We start from the raw sequence: 16,374 nt of genomic DNA, 5'->3' as shown, positions 1-16,374 counted from the left end.
CGCCGGGCCCCGCGTGGGCCCGGCGGCGTCGTCGTGTGCGGGTCAGGCCGGGACGTCGGCCGGCAGGGCGCGCAGCGCCCGCGTGCCCACCGCCCCGGTGGCCGCCGCCGCCAGCAGCACGCCGACGGTGACCGCCAGCACGGTCGGGGCGTAGCCGGCCGGGGTGTCGTAGGGCAGCCGGCTCGCCAGGGCGGGCAGCAGGGCGACCGCCAGGACGGCGGTGGCCAGCTCGGCGGCCCCCCGCTCCGGCCGCCGGCGGGCGAGCAACACCACGGCCGTGGCCACCAGTGCGATCCCCAGCTGGACGAACTGGTCGCCCAGCGCGAGCAGCCCGTCGGCCGGCCCGGCAGGGAGCAGCGTCACCAACGTGGCGCCGACCACCCACGGCGCAACGAGCAGCAGGCCGAGCCAGACGGGCCACCAACGGCGGTGTACCGGTGGGCCGGTCGGGGCGAGGGCGGCGGCGACCACCGGCACGGCGACGGTCAGCTGGGTCAGCAGGGTCAACAGCGCGCCCGGGCCGCCCACTGTCGTCACCGCCTCGACGACGAGGGTGGCCAGGACCACCAGGGCCAGCGGGCGGGTGGCGGCCAGCCCGCGCAGGGCGCAGACGCCCAGGGTCACGGTCAGCCCGCTGACCAGCGTGGCGACGGCGTCCCAGGGGCCCCACCCCACCGGTCCGAGCTCGGGGGCGTCGACCAGCGGCAGCAGACCGTGCAGCCACGCCCTCGACACCAGGCCGACCAGTGCCATCGAGGCCAGCGCCAGGGTCCCGGCGACGGCGACCAGCCGCACCGTCCGGCCGGTGGCCACCGCCCGCACCGACGCACCCGGTGCCCCCAGCCGCAACCGCAGGGCCAGCCGGGCGACGTCCAGCCGGTCGGCGAGCGACGGGCTGCCGAACTCCGCGTACTCCGGGTCGTCGGTGGTGGTCGCCTCGAGCCAGGTCCCGGTCATGTCGTCGGCCCACCGGGAGCGGGCCGGTTCGGGCAGCCAGGTCAGCAGCCGGCGGTAGCGCTGCTCCAGCGGGCTCACGCCGGCCGCACCGCGAGCCGGGCCCGGACGGCGCGGGCGTTGGACTCCTGCCGGGCCAGCTCGGCCTCCAGCGCCTGCCTGCCGGCCGCGGTGAGCCGGTGGTAGCGGCGCACCCGGCCGGCGTGCACCTCCTCGCGGTCGGGCTCGACCCGCCCCTCGGCGACCAGTCGGTCGAGGACGCCGTAGAGCGTGCCGACCCGCAGCGTGACCCGGCCGCCGGACAGCTCCTCGACCTCGCCGATCACCCCGTAGCCGTGCCGCGGGCGGTCGGCGAGCGCGGCGAGCACCAGGAACGTCGGTTCGGTGAGCGGCCTCGCGTCCATGCCGGGACGCTAACGCGGTGATGCATCGGCTGTCGATGCATCGTGTCGCGGAGTCCGGTACGGCTGTCGGTGGGCGCGGTTAGGGTCCGGCTCCGGGAGCGGGGCAGCAGCGCCCGCCGGCGAGGACGGAGCACCGATGGCACACCAGGCGACGGGGGAGACGGGCGCCCCGGCGGCGGCCCCCACCCCGCGGGTGGCGGTGGAGGCCAACGGCATCAACGTGATCGCCGAGGCCGAGCGCAAGGGCACGCCCCGGCAGCTCTTCTGGCCGTGGTTCGGCGCCAACGTCAGCGTGCTGGGCCTGGCCTACGGCGCGTTCGTGCTCGGCTTCGGCATCTCGTTCTGGCAGGCCGTCGTCGCCGGCCTGGTCGGCATCGTGGCCAGTTTCACCCTCTGCGGCCTGATCGCCATCGCCGGCAAGCGCGGCTCGGCGCCCACCCTGGTGCTCAGCCGCTCGGCGTTCGGGGTCACCGGCGGCCGGGTGCCCGCGGTCCTGTCCTGGGTGCTCACCGTCGGCTGGGAGACGGTGCTCTGCTCCCTGGCCACGCTGGCCACCGCGACGGTCTTCACCGAGCTCGGCTGGGGCGGCGGCACGGCCACCCAGCTGGTCGCGCTGGTGGTGGTGGCCGCGCTGGTGGTCGCCGGCGGGGTGCTCGGGTTCGACCTGATCATGCGCATGCAGGCGGTGATCACCGTGGTCACCGGCGTGCTCACCGTGGTCTACCTGCTGCTGGTCGCCGACGAGATCGACTGGTCCGCGGTCAGCGCCGTCCCGTCCGGGTCGACCGCGGCGTTCATCGGGGCGCTGGTGTTCGTGATGACCGGCTACGGCTTCGGCTGGGTCAACGCCGCGGCCGACTACTCCCGCTACCTGCCGCGCACCGCCGCCACCCGCGGCGTCGTCGGCTGGACGACGTTCGGCTCCGCGCTCGCCCCGGCGGTGCTGCTCGTGGTCGGGCTGCTGCTGGCCGGCTCCTCACCCGACCTGGCCGGGGCGATCGGCGGTGACCCGATCGGGGCGCTGGCCACGCTGCTGCCCACCTGGTTCCTGGTGCCGTTCGCCGTCGTCGCCGTGCTGGGTCTGATCGGCGGCGCGCTGCTGGACATCTACTCCTCCGGCCTCGCCCTGCTGGCCGCCGGGGTGCGCATCCGGCGCCCGGTGGCGGCCTCCATCGACGGCGCGCTCATGGTGCTGGGCACCGTCTGGGTCGTCTTCCTCGCCGAGGGCGACTTCTTCACCCAGTTCCAGGGCTTCCTGATCACCCTCGGCGTGCCGGTCGCCGCCTGGTGCGGCATCGTCCTGGCCGACCTGCTGCTGCGCCGCCGCGACTACGACGAGGCCGCGCTCTACGACCCGCGCGGGCGCTACGGCGCCGTCCCGCCGGTCCCGCTGGCGCTGCTGGCCGCCGGCACGGTGCTCGGCTGGGGGCTGGTCACGAACACCTACGCCGGGTGGCTGCAGTGGCAGGGCTACCTGCTCGGCCCGCTGGGCCTGGGCGGCAAGGACGGCGACTGGGCCTTCGCCAACCTCGGCGTGCTGGTCGCGCTGGTGGTCGGCTTCGCCGGCACGCTGCTGCTGCGGCGCGGGGCGGTCCGGCAGCAGGAGGCCGGGTGACCGAGGCGCCGATGGGTCATGCGCCCGTGACCGACGGCGTGCTCGTCGTCGTCGACGTCCAGCACGTGTTCGCCGACACCGGTTCCCCGTGGGGTGCGCCGCGGTTCGCCGAGGTGCACCCGGCGATCCGGCGGCTGACGGCCGCCTTCGCCGGGCGCGTGGTGCACACCCGGTTCGTCGCGCCGGCCGAGCCGGCCGGGGCGTGGGTGCCCTACTACGCGCAGTTCCCGTTCGCGCTCACCTCGCCGGACGCCCCGCTGTACGCGCTGGTCGACGACCCGGGGGAGGCGCCGGTGCTGACCGCGACGACGTTCGGCAAGTGGGGCCCGGAGCTCGCCGCCCTGGTCGGGGACGGGCCGCTGGTGCTGGCCGGGGTCTCCACCGACTGCTGCGTGCTCTCCACCGCCCTGCCGGCCGCGGACGCCGGGGTGCCGGTGCACGTGGTCACCGACGCCTGCGCCGGGGCCACCGACGCCGACCACGAGCGGGCACTGGCTGCCATGGCGCTCTACGCTCCGCTGATCACGCTTACCACCACCGACGCCGTGCTCGGCCGCAGATGACCGTCCCTGCGCCGTCGGGCACGCTGCCGCCCGGGCTCGTGGTCGCCCTCGACCCGGCTGTCCAGCGCCGCGAGGACGGCGCCGTCCTGGTGGGCGGCTCGCCGCTGCGCCAGCTGCGGTTGTCCGCCGCTGCTCGGGCGATGCTCGACGGCGACCGGCTGACGGTCACCGACGCCCGCACCGCCGGTCTCGCCGGCCGGCTGCTCGACACCGGGCTGGCCCATCCGCAGGTCGAGCCGGTGCGGCCGGCCGAGGTGACCGTCGTCGTACCGGCCAAGGACCGCACCGAGGGGCTGGCCCGGTTGCTCGCCGCGTTGCGCACCGACCCGGGGACCGCGGACCTGCCGGTGCTCGTGGTGGACGACGGCTCGACCGACCCGGCTGCGGTCGCCGCCGCCGCGGCCGGCGCTCGGGTGCTCCGCCGCGAGCGCTCCGGTGGCCCCGCCGCGGCCAGGAACACCGGGCTGCGCGCCGCCGACACGCCGCTGGTCGCCTTCCTCGACTCCGACGTCGTGCCCGAGCCCGGCTGGCTGGACCGGTTGGCCGGGCACCTGGTCGACCCGCGGCTGGCGCTGGTCGCCCCACGGATCACCGCGCTGCCGGGATCCGGCGCGAGCGGCTGGGTGGCTCGCTACGAGGCGCTGTCCAGCGCGCTGGACATGGGGGACCGCTGCGCACTGGTGCACCCCCGCAGCGCACTGCCCTACGTGCCCAGCGCGGCGCTGCTCGCCCGGCGAGTGGCCCTGGGCGCGGGCTTCGACGAGTCGTTGCAGGTGGGGGAGGACGTCGATCTGGTCTGGCGGACCATCGGCGCCGGCTGGCGGGTGCGGTACGAGCCGGCCGCGCGGGTCGCGCACGAGCACCGGGTCCAGCCCCGCGAGTTCCTCGCCCGCCGGGCCTTCTACGGCAGCAGCGCCGCTCAGCTGGCCCAGCGGCACGGCGCCCTGGTGTCCCCGGTGGTCATCTCGCCCTGGTCGGCGGCCGCGCTCGCGCTCGCGGGCACCGGTCGCCCGCTGGGGCTGCTGGGGGCCGGTGCGGTGCTCGGCGAGGCCACCCGGCGGCTGGCCGCCCGTGTGGCCGCCCCCGACGGCGCACGGCCCTGGAGGTGGTCGGCCGGGCTGGTGCTGCGCGGGACGGCCGGCGCCGCCCGGATGCTGGCCCGCACGGTGACCCGGCACCACTGGCCACTGGCGCTGGCCGCCGGGCTGGTCTCCCGCCGTGCCCGCCGGGGAGTGCTCGCCGTCGCCGTCGCTGACGCCGTCCTCGCCTGGTGGCCGCACCGGAGCGAGGTCGACCTGCCGGCCTTCGCCGCCGGTCGCCGGCTGGAGGACCTCGCCTACGGCGCCGGGCTCTGGTCCGGCGCGTTGCGGGCAGGCTCGGTCCGCGCCCTGCTGCCGGCCGCACCGGAGCCGGTCAGCCCGCAGGCATGAGCCGCGGCGATCCGAACGGCGGATGAACTCCGCCGCCGGCCGGAATGCGGTTGCATCGTGCAGCCTTGTCCTCCTCGTACCGCGAGCGTGGCCAGCGTCGGTCCTGCGTGAGCACAGCACCGACCAGGGGGACCCGATGACCGCCACCCAGGACAGCCGAACCGCCGCCCCACCCGTGGGTGCCGCCGCCCCACCCGTGGGTGCCGCCGCCCCCGTGGCGGCCACCGCCCAGGCCGGGGCCGCCGCGACGCAGCTGCCGGACCGCTCGATCGAGAAGCCGCGCACCGCGCGCCTCGCGCTCACCCTGGGCGCCTTCGTCGCGCTCGGGCCGCTGACCATCGACATGTACCTGCCGGCCCTGCCGACGATCGCCACCGAGCTGGAGACGACGTCCGCGGCGGTGCAGCTCACCCTCACCGGCACGCTGATCGGCCTCGCGCTCGGCCAGTTGGTGCTCGGCCCGCTGTCGGACCGGTTCGGCCGCCGCCGCCCGCTGCTGGCCGGCACCGCGGTGCACGTGGTCGCCTCGCTGCTGGTGCTGCTCGCGCCGAACATCGCCGTCCTGGGTGCGCTGCGGGTGCTGCAGGGGGTGGGCACCGCGGCCGGCGCGGTGATCGCCATCGCCGTCGTCCGCGACCTGTTCGACGGCCGCGCGGCCGCCACGATGCTCTCCCGGCTGTTCCTGGTGCTCGGCGCCGCGCCGGTGCTCGCGCCCACCATCGGCGGCGAGGTGCTGCGGTTCACCTCCTGGCGCGGGGTGTTCGTGATCCTGGCGCTCTACGGGCTGGCGCTGCTGGCCATCGGCTTCTTCCTCATCCGGGAGACCCTGCCGCCGGAGCGGCGCAGCACGGCGGGGGTCGCCGGCACGTTGCGCGGCTACCGGTCGCTGTTCGGTGACCGTGCCTACGTCGGCCTGGTGCTGGTCGCCGGGCTCACCATGGCCGGGCTGTTCGCCTACGTGTCGGGCTCCTCCTTCGTGTACCAGGACCAGTTCGGCCTGGACGAGCAGCAGTTCGGGCTGCTCTTCGGCGCCGGCGCCTTCTGGTTGATCGCGGCCACCCAGCTCAACCCGGTGCTGCTGCGCCGCTTCTCCCCGGCGCAGGTGCTGGTCGCCGGCACGGTGGCCGGCACGCTCTCCGGGCTGGCGCTGCTGCTGCTGGCCGCCACCGACACCGGCGGGCTGTTCGCGGTCGCGATCCCGCTGTGGGCGGTGCTGTTCGCCTGCGGCCTGGCGCTGCCCAACGCCCCGGCCCTGGCACTGTCCCGGCACGGCGAGTCCGCCGGCACCGCGGCGGCGCTGCTCGGCGCGGTGCAGTTCGGCGTCGGCGCGGCCGTCTCGCCGCTGGTCGGCCTGCTCGGCAACGACGCCGTGGCGATGGGCATCGTGATCGTCGGGTCGCTGGGGCTGGCGATCGTCGTGCTGGTCACCGTCGTCCGGCCCTGGCAGCTGGCCGACGTCGACACGGACGCCGCGGTCGCCGTCCACTGACGGCGCGAGTGCCCGGCCGTCCACGGGCGGCCCAGGCGCCCAGCCATCCACGGACGGGTGGCCATGCGTCCGGCCGTCCACGGACGGCCAGGCGTCAGCCGATGACGACGGCCTCGGTGGTGCCGACCTGCACCAGCCGGGTCACCCCGGTGCTGGCGCTGGTCACCTGCTGCTCGAACCAGAAGACGTAGGGGACGCCGGGGGTCAGCCCGGCGATGGTGACGGTCATCGGCTGGCAACCCTCCACCTGGGCGACCGCCTGCACGACCGGCGGCGGCTGCACGCCGCCGACCAGCCGCTGGCTGACCGCCTGCACCCGGTAGCCGAGCACCTCGGGGCGGGGGTCCGACATCCAGTCCAGCGTCGCCGAGCCCGGCCCGGGCACGACACCGGGGACGATCCGGCGGGGCGTGGTGCCGGCGCCGCCGCAGGGGTCCGGGCGCCGCTCGTACTCCGGCGCCCGGCCGACGGCGGCGTTCGGCATGATCGTGATCCGCCCGGGGCGGGGTGGCTGGGGGATCGCCAGTCCGCCCTCGGCCGCGACCGCCGCCCGGGAGGCGGCCGAGGCGCGGGAGTCCGCGACGTCGTCCAGCGTGTCGACGCCCTGCGCCTGGGCCAGCACCGGCGCCGGGGTCGTGGTGGGGGTGGGGGTCGCCGGCTCGGGGGCGGCGGTCTGGGGCGCTGCGGAGTCGGGTGCGACGGTCTCGGGGGCGACGGTCTCGGTCGAGGCGGTGAGGTCGACCAGCGCCGGGGTCACCTGCGGGGCGAGCACCGCCGCCCCGACGGTCACCGCCAGCAGCGGCACCAGCCAGCGGGTGTGGTCACGCCGGCGACGGGCCGGGGCGCGCCGCGGGCCGGCCGGGCGACTGCCCGCCGGGCGTCGTCGCTGGTCGGCCGTGGCAGCCCGCTTGCCGGTCATCGGTTGACCATCGGCAGACCGCCCCCGGGACTTGTGCCGAAACACCCGAAGGGGGTCCTGGCCGCGGGAATGCGGCGCGCGGGCACGGTCTTGGCCTCAGCTGTGAGTGCACCCCCCGCCGTCGGGACGACGCAGGCCCCGCCCCTCCCTTCCGCCCGGACCGCGGCGCTGGCGACGGTGGCCCTCGGCCTCGGGGGCTTCGCCATCGGCACCACCGAGTTCGTGACCATGGGCCTGCTGCCCGACATCGCCGAGGGGATCGACGCGAGCATCCCCTCCGCGGGTCACCTGATCTCCGCCTACGCGCTCGGGGTCGTGGTCGGCGCCCCGGTGATCGCCTCGCTCGGTGCCCGGCTGCCTCGCCGGGCCCTGGCGATGGCGCTGATGACGGCGTTCGTCGTCGGCAACGCCCTCAGCGCCCTGGCCTCCGGCTACGGCAGCCTCGTGCTGGCCCGCTTCGTGGCCGGCCTGCCGCACGGTGCCTACTTCGGGGTCGCCTCGCTGATCGCCGCCTCGCTGGTGCCGGCGCACCTGCGCGGCCGGGCGGTCAGCTCGGTGATGCTCGGGCTGGCCGTGGCCAACGTCGCCGGGGTGCCGGCCGGCACCTGGCTGGGCCAGCACCTGGGCTGGCGGTCGGCGTACTGGGCGGTGGTGCTGATCGGCGCGCTGACGGTGCTGGCCGTGCTGACCGTCGTCCCGTCGGTGCCGGGGCGGTCGGAGGCGAGCATCCGGTCGGAGCTGGGCGCGCTCCGGCGGCCGCAGGTGATCCTGACGCTGGGCGTGGCCACCGTCGGCTTCGGCGGCATGTTCGCCATGTACAGCTACATCGCGCCGATCGTCACCGAGGTCGCCGGGCGCCCGGCGAGCTTCGTGCCGATCGTGCTGCTGGCCTTCGGCATCGGCGGCGTGCTCGGGACCGTGCTGGGCGGCAAGCTCGCCGACCGGGCGCTGTTCCGCTCCCTGGTCGGGGCCACGATCGCCACCGGGGTGCTGCTGGCCGTCATGGTCGTCGCCGCCGGCAACGCGTTCACCCTCACCGCCACGGTGTTCACCATCGCGGCGGCGGCCTCGACCATGGTGGTGCTGCTCCAGCTGCGGCTGATGGAGGTCGCCGGTGACGCGCAGATGCTGGGCGCCGCGCTGAACCACTCCGCGCTGAACGCGGCCAACGCCCTCGGTGCCTGGCTGGGCGGACTGGTCATCGCGGCCGGGTACGGCTACCGGGCGCCCAGCGCGGTCGGCGTGGGCCTGGCGGTGCTGGGGCTGGGCTTCCTGCTGGCCTCGGCCGTGCTCCGCCGCCGGGAGCTCGCCGCCGCCTGACCGGGTGAGCACAGCGGGTGCACAGCCGACTCCTCAGTGACGTCGCGCGTCGCCTAGGTTGTGGTCCAGGACACACCTCAGGTGGTCCCGCCGGCCACCCCGCCGGCGACCGTCGACCGAAGGCAGGCCGTCGCCCATGCACCTCCGGGTCGTTCAGCGCAGAGACAACTCGGTTCCCCGCCCAGGTCGCGCCCGCCGGCGCGTCCCCGCCCTCGCCGCCACCGCGCTGGCCGGTGCACTGCTCGCCGCGGCACTGCCGACCGGGGTGGCCACCGCCGCACCCCGGCCGGCCGCCGGCCAGCAGCAGCCCGACCTCGGGCCGAACGTGCACGTCTTCGACCCGAGCATGCCGTCCGCGGAGATCGAGGCGACGGTCGACGCGATCGCCGCCCGGCAGGTCGACAACCACTTCGGGCCGGAGCGGTACGCCCTGCTGTTCATGCCGGGCACCTACGGCAGTGCCGCAGACCCGCTGGACATCGAGGTCGGCTACGGCACCGAGGTGGCCGGGCTGGGCGCCGCACCCTCCGACGTGGTGGTCAACGGCCACGTCGAGGTCTACAACCGCTGCTACCCCACGGCACCGGGCGCACCGAGCGACTGCACCGCGCTGAACAACTTCTGGCGGTCGCTGTCCAACCTGACGATCAACATCACCGACCTCGACCGGGGCTGCCGGGCCGGCACCAACTTCTGGGCCGCCTCCCAGGCCTCGCCGATGCGCCGGGTCGACGTCACCGGCGGCCAGCTGTCGCTGATGGACTACTGCACCGACGGCCCGCAGTACGCCAGCGGCGGCTACATCGCCGACTCCCGGGCCGGCACGGTCGTCAACGGCTCGCAGCAGCAGTACCTGATCCGCGACAGCACGATCGGCAGCTGGTCCAACGGGGTGTGGAACCAGGTGTTCTCCGGGGTCGAGGGTGCCCCGGCGCAGAGCTTCCCGGACCCGCCGTACACCACGCTGCCCACCACCCCGGTCTCCCGGGAGAAGCCGTACCTCTACGTCGACGACCGCGGCGCCTGGCAGGTCTTCGTGCCGGCCCAGCAGACCGACTCCGCCGGGACGACGTGGGCCGACGGCGCCACCGAGGGCCGCTCCATCCCGCTCAGCGACTTCGTCATCGCCCGGCCCGGTGACCGGATCGGGCAGATCAACGGCGCGCTGGCCCGCGGGCAGCACCTGCTGCTCACCCCCGGCGTCTACGACGTCGACCAGACGATCAAGGTCAAGCGGGCCGACACCGTCGTCCTCGGCCTGGGGCTGGCGACGCTGACCGCCCAGCGGGGCGCGGTGCCGATGGAGGTCTCCGACGTCCCCGGGGTGACCATCGCCGGGCTGATGATCGACGCCGGACCGGTGAACTCCCCGGCGCTGCTACGGGTGGGCAGCCGGCCCGGCTCCGACCGCGGGTACGCCTCCGGGAACGACACCGCGCTGATGGACGTCTTCTTCCGGATCGGTGGGCCGCACGTCGGCAAGGCCTCGGTGAGCCTGGAGGTGGACAGCGACCACGTGCTGCTGGACCACATCTGGGCCTGGCGCGCCGACCACGGCGAGGGCGTGGGCTGGACGGTCAACACGGCCGACACCGGCGTGGTCGTCAACGGCGACGACGTCACCGCCCTGGGGCTGTTCGTCGAGCACTACCAGCGCTACCAGACGATCTGGAACGGCGAGCGGGGCCGCACGGTGCTCTACCAGAACGAGATGCCCTACGACCCGCCGAACCAGGCGGCGTGGCAGCATGACGGCGTCCTGGGCTGGGCCGCGTACAAGGTCGCCGACCACGTGCGCGAGCACGAGGCCTGGGGGCTGGGCAGCTACATCTACACCAACGTCGACCCGACGATCCACGCCACGACCGCGTTCGAGGTGCCGGTGACGCCGGGGGTGCGGCTGCACGACCTGCTCACCGTCTCGCTGAACAACGCCGGCACGATCGACTCGGTGGTCAACGGGGTGGGGGCGCCCGCCCGCGCCGAGCAGTCCGGCGTGGCCAGCACGGTGGTCAGCTACCCCTGACCTGCGCCTGAGCAAGACGAGGGCCGGGGGCGCAGTCGCGTCCCCGGCCCTCGGTCGTCGTCCGGCTCGGTATGGCGTGCGGAGTGTGTCCGCTGACACACTCACGCCGAGGCCGGGTGACCCCGGCCACACCTGCCCTGCAACGGAGCGGAGGACTCGGTGACCCAGATCAACGTGCGGGTCGACGGGGCGTCCTACCAGGACGACGTCGAACCCCGGACCCTGCTGGTCCACTACCTGAGGGAGCAGCTCGGCAAGGTCGGCACGGTCGTCGGCTGCGACACGAGCAACTGCGGCGCCTGCACCGTCCACCTGGACGGCCACGCGGTGAAGTCGTGCACGGTGCTCGCCGTCCAGGCCGACGGCTGCCAGGTCACCACCATCGAGGGCGTCGCCACCGGCGAGGGCCCGACCGCCACCCTGCACCCGGTGCAGCGGGCCTTCCACGAGATGCACGGCCTGCAGTGCGGCTTCTGCACGCCCGGCATGATCATGGCCTCGATCGACCTGCTCGAGGAGAACCCCGACCCCAGCGACGAGGAGGTCCGGGAGGGCATCGAGGGCAACCTCTGCCGCTGCACCGGCTACCAGAACATCGTCCGGGCGGTGCGTCAGGCCGCGGCCGAGATGAGCGGCACGGCCGCCGACGACCCGAAGGCCGAGCCCGCCGCCGTGGACACCGCGGCCGCCGAGCACGTGGCGGTGCAGGCGTGACCGCCGTCGAGGACCCGGCCGCCCCGGTCGACGCCCCGGCGAAGGAGGTCGGCCAGGCGCGCCGCCGCAAGGAGGACGCCCGGCTGATCACCGGCAGGACGACGTGGACCGACAACATGGTGCTGCCCGGGATGCTGCACCTGGCGGTGCTGCGCAGCCCGGTCGCGCACGGCCGGATCACCCACCTGGACGTGAGCGCCGCGAAGGAGCGGGGAGGCGTCGTCGCCGTCTACACCGGTCGCGACCTCGCCGAGGAGCAGGGCTCGCTGCCCTGCGCCTGGCCGGTCACCCCGGACATGGTCAACCCCGGCCACCCCTCGATCGCCGTCGACCAGGTCAACCACGTCGGCGAGGCGGTCGCGATCGTCGTCGCCCGCAGCCGCACGGCCGCCGCCGACGCCCTGGAGGCCATCGACGTCGACTACGAGCCGCTGCCGGTGGTGCTGGACATGGAGCAGGCGGTGCAGGACGGCTCGCCGCTCGTGCACGACTCCACCAGCTCGAACACCAGCTACCACTTCGTCTTCGACGCAGGCGAGGCCGGCACCGGGGCCGACACCGACGGTGCCTTCGCCGACGCCGAGGTCACCGTCAGCCGGCGGTTCGTGCAGCAGCGGCTCATCCCGGCGTTCATGGAGCCCCGGTCGGTCGTCGTCCAGCCCTCCGGGGACAGCTACACGATGTGGTCGGCCACCCAGATCCCGCACATCCTGCGGGTGATGGCCGCCATGGTCACCGGCATCCCCGAGCACAAGCTGCGGGTGATCGCCCCCGACGTCGGCGGCGGGTTCGGCGGCAAGCTGCAGGTCAACCCGGAGGAGATCCTCTGCCTGCTGATCGCCCGGCGGCTGGGCAAGCCGGTCAAGTGGACCGAGACCCGCAGCGAGTCGCTGATGACCGCCCACCACGGCCGCGACCAGGTGCAGTTCATCGACATCGCCGCCGATCGGGACGGCACGGTTCGCGGTCTGCGGGTGCGGCTGCTGGCCGACATGGGCGCCTACCTGCGGCTGATCACCCCGGGCGTGCCGGCGCTGGGGGCGTTCATGTTCCCCGGCATCTACAAGTTCCCGGCCTACCGGTTCGAGTGCGACGGCGTCTTCACCAACAAGGTGCCCACCGACGCCTACCGCGGCGCCGGCCGGCCCGAGGCCACCTTCGCGATCGAGCGGATCATGGACGAGCTCGCCGTCGAGCTGGACATGGACCCGCTCGAGCTGCGCCGGAAGAACTGGATCGGCGCCGAGGAGTTCCCCTTCACCACCGTGGCGGGCCTGGAGTACGACTCCGGGGACTACCACCAGGCCACCGAGCAGGCGCTGCAGCTGATCGGCTACGACGAGCTGCGCGCCGAGCAGCGGCGGCGACGCGAGTCGGGCGACCCGGTCCAGCTGGGCATCGGCTTCTCCACCTTCACCGAGATGTGCGGGCTGGCGCCGTCCCGGGTGCTGGGCTCGCTGGCGTTCGGCGCCGGCGGCTGGGAGCAGGCCTCGATCCGGATGCTGCCCACCGGCAAGGTCGAGGTCGTGACCGGCTCGACGCCGCACGGGCAGGGCCACGAGACGGCCTGGAGCCAGATCGTCGCCGACCAGCTGGGCGTGCCCTTCGAGGACGTCGAGGTGCTGCACGGCGACACCGCCATCTCCTCACGCGGGCTGGACACCTACGGCTCCCGGTCGCTGGTCGTCGGCGGCACCGCCGTGGTCAAGGCCGCGGAGAAGGTCGTGCAGAAGGCCCGGGTGATCGCTGCTCACCTGCTCGAGGCCAGCGAGGACGACCTGGAGTTCACCGGCGGGAAGTTCACCGTCCGCGGGACGCCGGGCGCCGGGGTCGGCATCCAAGAGGTCGCCCTGGCGATCTTCGCCGCCCACGACTACCCGGAGGGCATCGAGCCCTCGATCGACGCCGAGGCCACCTTCGACCCGGAGAACTTCTCCTTCCCGCACGGCACGCACATCTGCGCGATGGAGGTCGACACCGAGACCGGCTTCGTGAAGATCCGCAAGTACGCCTGCGTGGACGACGTCGGCACGATCGTCAACCCGCTGATCGTGGAGGGGCAGGTGCACGGCGGCCTGGCCCAGGGCATCGCGCAGGCGCTGTACGAGGAGGCGATCTACGACGCCGACGGCAACCTGACCACCGGCAGCTTCGTCGACTACCTGGTGCCCGCCGCCTCCGACCTGCCGCACTTCGACACCGGCAACACCGTGCACGCGGCGACCAGCAACCCGCTGGGCGCCAAGGGCGTGGGGGAGGCCGGCTGCATCGCCAGCACCCCGGCGGTGGTGAACGCCGCGCTCGACGCCGTCCGGCACCTGGGCGTCAGCGACATCCGGATGCCGCTGACCCCCGAACGGGTCTGGCGGGCCGTGCACCAGGGCGGGGACGGCGGCGACCGGGCCGCCGCGGGCAGCAACGCCCAGGGCGCCTCCGCCGCGGAGGCCGCCGCTGCGTCCACCGACCCGTCGTCGAACGGGAGCCACCTGTGACCCGCCGGACCGACCTTGGAGCGAAGCCATGATCCCCGCACCGTTCGCCTACGCCCGCCCGACCACGGTGGAGGAGGCGCTGCAGGCGATCGCCGACGGCGGTGAGGACGTGAAGGTCCTCGCCGGCGGGCAGTCGCTGATCCCGGTCATGCGGCTGCGGCTGGCCGCGCCGGAGACCGTCGTCGACCTGACCCGCGTCGAGGGGCTGCGCGGCGTCCGGGAGGAGGGCGACCAGCTGGTGGTGGGCGCGATGACCACCCACGCCGACGTGCTCACCGACCCGCTGCTGGCCCGGTACGGGCAGCTGGTGGTGCAGGCGACCGAGACGGTGGCCGACCGGCAGGTGCGCCGCCGCGGCACCTTCGGCGGCGCGCTGGCCCACGCCGACCCGGCCGGTGACCTGCCGGCGGTGGCACTGGCCCTGGACGCCGAGTTCGTCATCGCCGGGTCGGGCGGGCGGCGGACCGTCGCGGCGGCCGACTTCTTCGTCGACTACCTCACCACCGTGCTGGAGGAGGGGGAGCTGCTGGTGGAGATCCGGCTGCCCAAGCTCGGCGAGGACTGGGGCGTCCGGTACGAGAAGTTCAACCGGGTGGCCCAGGCGTGGTCGATCGTGGCGGTGGCGGCCGCGGTGCGCCGGGAGGGCGGCCGGATCGCGGAGGCGCGGATCGGGCTGACCAACATGGGGCCGACCCCGCTGCGGGCCAGCGCCACCGAGGCGGCGCTGGTCGGGGTGGACGTGAGCATGGAGACGGTGACCGCGGCGGCCGCCCAGGCGGCCGAGGGCACCAGCCCCAGCAACGACCTCAACGCGCAGGCCGACTACCGGCAGCACCTGGCGCAGGTGCTCACCCGGCGGGCGGTGGCGGCCGCGGCCGGCTTGTGACAGGGCGCGCCGGACCGGTCCGTCACGACCGGTCCGGCGCGCCGACGGCCTCCCACCTGCGCCGGGCCGCCGGTCGTGATCGGATGTCGGCAACGGGCGCGGCGCGGCGCGGTAGCGTCGCCGTCTCGCCCGTGATCACCGCACGACCCGGACGGGCTGTCGCCGACTCGTCGCCTCCCGCCCGGGCTGTCCACACTCGGAGGTCCTGCAGTGCAGCTGGAGAACGCGTTCACCGTCCCGGTGCCCATCGACGAGGCCTGGCGGGTGCTGCTGGACATCGAGCGCATCGCGCCCTGCATGCCCGGGGCGGCCCTGGACTCGGTGACCGGCGACGAGTTCACCGGCCGGGTCAAGGTCAAGCTCGGCCCGATCAACCTGACCTATCAGGGCAAGGCCGAGTTCGTGGAGAAGGACGAGGCCGCGCACCGCGCCGTCATCGACGCCCGCGGCAAGGACCAGCGCGGCAACGGCACGGCGGCGGCGGTGATCACCGCGACGCTGGCCGCCGAGGGCGACACCACCCGCGTCGACGTCCTGACCGACCTGAACATCACCGGCCGCCCGGCCCAGTTCGGCCGCGGCGTGATGACCGACGTGGGCAACAAGCTGCTCGGCCAGTTCGCCGACAAGCTCTCCGCCCAGCTGGCCAGCGGCGATGCCCAGGGCGACGCCGCCCGGGCCGCCGCGGCCGCGGGCTCGCAGGAGCCGACGGTGGCGAAGAAGGCCACCGCAGCGGCCGCCAAGGCCGCCGCGACGACCGCGGGCGTCGTGGAGGAGGCCGCCATGTCCGTCGAGGGCGCGGCCGCCGACACCCCGGCGGCCGGGGCCGCGAAGAAGGCCGGCTCCGCGGCGAAGAAGACCGCCGCCGCGGCTGCGGACAAGGCCGCGGACGCCGAGCAGGCCGCCACCCCGGCCAAGGCGGCCAAGAAGGCGGCGCCCGCCAAGAGCGCCCCGGCGAAGGCGGCACCGGCCAAGGCCGCGCCCGCCAAGGCCGCGCCCGCCAAGTCGACGCCGGCCACGGCGACCACCGCCCGGGTGCCCGACCCGCTGACCCCGCCGGCCAAGGGTGCACCGGCCGCCACCTCGGCCGCGCCCGCCGACGGTGACGCCGCCCCCGCGGCCGAGGACACCGCGCCCGCGGCCACCGGCGCCGCGCCGTTCTCCGGCACCGGCACGGTGGAGGACCAGGAGATCAGCGCCGAGCCCGCGTCGACCACGGCACCGGACGCCTCGGTCGGCGCCCCCGCCAAGAAGGCCCCGAGCCGCCCGCCGGCGCGCACCACCGCCCCGCCGAACCGCCCCGCGGGCGGTGGCCCGGCCAAGAGCACCCCGTCGTCCGGCCCGCGCCCGCAGGCGGCCGAGCCCGAGCCGATCGACCTGCTCGAGGTGGCCGGTTCTGCCGCGCTGACCCGGTACGCGGCCCCGGCCGCCGGGGTCACCGTCCTCGCGCTGCTGATCGCCCTCCTGGTGCGCCGCCGCCGCAAGCACTGACCCGCGCGCCCTGACGTCGATCAGGTGACTTGATCACCGGCTGTCCCCCTGCCCCAGCGTTGGTGCAGGGG

Annotated in this window: 13 protein-coding genes; 10 read left to right on the top strand and 3 right to left on the bottom strand. The window is 75.2% G+C overall.

Translation table 11 applies throughout. From position 1 onward, the window contains the following. Positions 1–42 precede the first annotated feature (42 nt). Together Q1A09_RS07670 and Q1A09_RS07665 are read right to left on the bottom strand one after the other, a co-directional pair. Positions 43–1,035, bottom strand: a complete 993-nt coding sequence (locus Q1A09_RS07670; protein WP_299953222.1) for a hypothetical protein — start codon at positions 1,033–1,035, stop codon at positions 43–45. Next, positions 1,032–1,358 carry a PadR family transcriptional regulator gene (locus tag Q1A09_RS07665; protein WP_222194668.1) on the bottom strand — a complete coding sequence of 109 codons (327 nt, stop codon included), beginning with the start codon at positions 1,356–1,358 and terminating at the stop codon, positions 1,032–1,034. Before Q1A09_RS07665 ends, Q1A09_RS07670 begins: the two co-directional genes overlap by 4 nt. Positions 1,359–1,494: 136 nt before the next feature. Here Q1A09_RS07665 and Q1A09_RS07660 point away from each other — a divergent pair, with 136 nt between their 5' ends. The 4 genes from Q1A09_RS07660 (at position 1,495) to Q1A09_RS07645 (ending at position 6,455) form a co-directional block, all read left to right on the top strand. Next, the gene (locus tag Q1A09_RS07660) at positions 1,495–2,973 is read left to right on the top strand and encodes a cytosine permease (protein ID WP_299953187.1); all 1,479 of its coding nucleotides are present in this window, start codon (positions 1,495–1,497) and stop codon (positions 2,971–2,973) included. Continuing rightward, positions 2,970–3,536: a cysteine hydrolase family protein gene (locus Q1A09_RS07655; protein ID WP_299953185.1), complete on the top strand. Its 567-nt coding sequence runs from the start codon at positions 2,970–2,972 to the stop codon at positions 3,534–3,536. The genes Q1A09_RS07660 and Q1A09_RS07655 overlap by 4 nt, the downstream gene beginning before the upstream one ends. Beyond that, positions 3,533–4,966, top strand: a complete 1,434-nt coding sequence (gene mftF, locus Q1A09_RS07650) for a mycofactocin biosynthesis glycosyltransferase MftF (RefSeq protein WP_299953183.1) — start codon at positions 3,533–3,535, stop codon at positions 4,964–4,966. Before Q1A09_RS07655 ends, mftF begins: the two co-directional genes overlap by 4 nt. Positions 4,967–5,102: 136 nt before the next feature. Further along, positions 5,103–6,455, top strand: coding sequence for a multidrug effflux MFS transporter (locus Q1A09_RS07645; RefSeq protein WP_299953180.1), 1,353 nt, complete (start codon positions 5,103–5,105; stop codon positions 6,453–6,455). Between the two features lie 94 nt (positions 6,456–6,549). Here the strand turns inward: Q1A09_RS07645 and Q1A09_RS07640 are convergent, their stop codons facing one another. Further along, positions 6,550–7,374 (bottom strand): hypothetical protein, encoded by an 825-nt coding sequence (locus tag Q1A09_RS07640; RefSeq protein WP_299953178.1) that lies wholly within the window; start codon positions 7,372–7,374, stop codon positions 6,550–6,552. A gap of 102 nt (positions 7,375–7,476) precedes the next feature. On the opposite strand from Q1A09_RS07640, the gene Q1A09_RS07635 reads away from it, so the two are divergent. From Q1A09_RS07635 to Q1A09_RS07610, 6 genes are all read left to right on the top strand, one after another. Next, a complete protein-coding gene (locus Q1A09_RS07635) occupies positions 7,477–8,694 on the top strand; it encodes an MFS transporter (RefSeq protein WP_299953176.1) in 1,218 nt (405 codons plus the stop codon). A gap of 136 nt (positions 8,695–8,830) precedes the next feature. Beyond that, a complete protein-coding gene (locus Q1A09_RS07630; RefSeq protein WP_299953174.1) occupies positions 8,831–10,720 on the top strand; it encodes a hypothetical protein in 1,890 nt (629 codons plus the stop codon). A 159-nt stretch (positions 10,721–10,879) separates the two neighbouring features. Continuing rightward, entirely contained in the window at positions 10,880–11,434 is a 555-nt protein-coding gene (locus Q1A09_RS07625) for a (2Fe-2S)-binding protein (RefSeq protein WP_299953172.1), read from the top strand. Continuing rightward, positions 11,431–13,926: a xanthine dehydrogenase family protein molybdopterin-binding subunit gene (locus tag Q1A09_RS07620; RefSeq protein WP_299953170.1), complete on the top strand. Its 2,496-nt coding sequence runs from the start codon at positions 11,431–11,433 to the stop codon at positions 13,924–13,926. The genes Q1A09_RS07625 and Q1A09_RS07620 overlap by 4 nt, the downstream gene beginning before the upstream one ends. 28 nt (positions 13,927–13,954) lie before the next feature. After that, positions 13,955–14,812 carry a xanthine dehydrogenase family protein subunit M gene (locus tag Q1A09_RS07615; RefSeq protein WP_299953167.1) on the top strand — a complete coding sequence of 286 codons (858 nt, stop codon included), beginning with the start codon at positions 13,955–13,957 and terminating at the stop codon, positions 14,810–14,812. A gap of 210 nt (positions 14,813–15,022) precedes the next feature. Then, positions 15,023–16,303, top strand: coding sequence for an SRPBCC family protein (locus Q1A09_RS07610; protein WP_299953165.1), 1,281 nt, complete (start codon positions 15,023–15,025; stop codon positions 16,301–16,303). Positions 16,304–16,374: the final 71 nt, after the last annotated feature.

The sequence above is a fragment of the uncultured Modestobacter sp. genome, from assembly GCF_947486615.1.
Taxonomy (GTDB): Bacteria; Actinomycetota; Actinomycetes; order Mycobacteriales; family Geodermatophilaceae; genus Modestobacter.
This window is presented reverse-complemented; position numbering and strand designations above follow the sequence as displayed.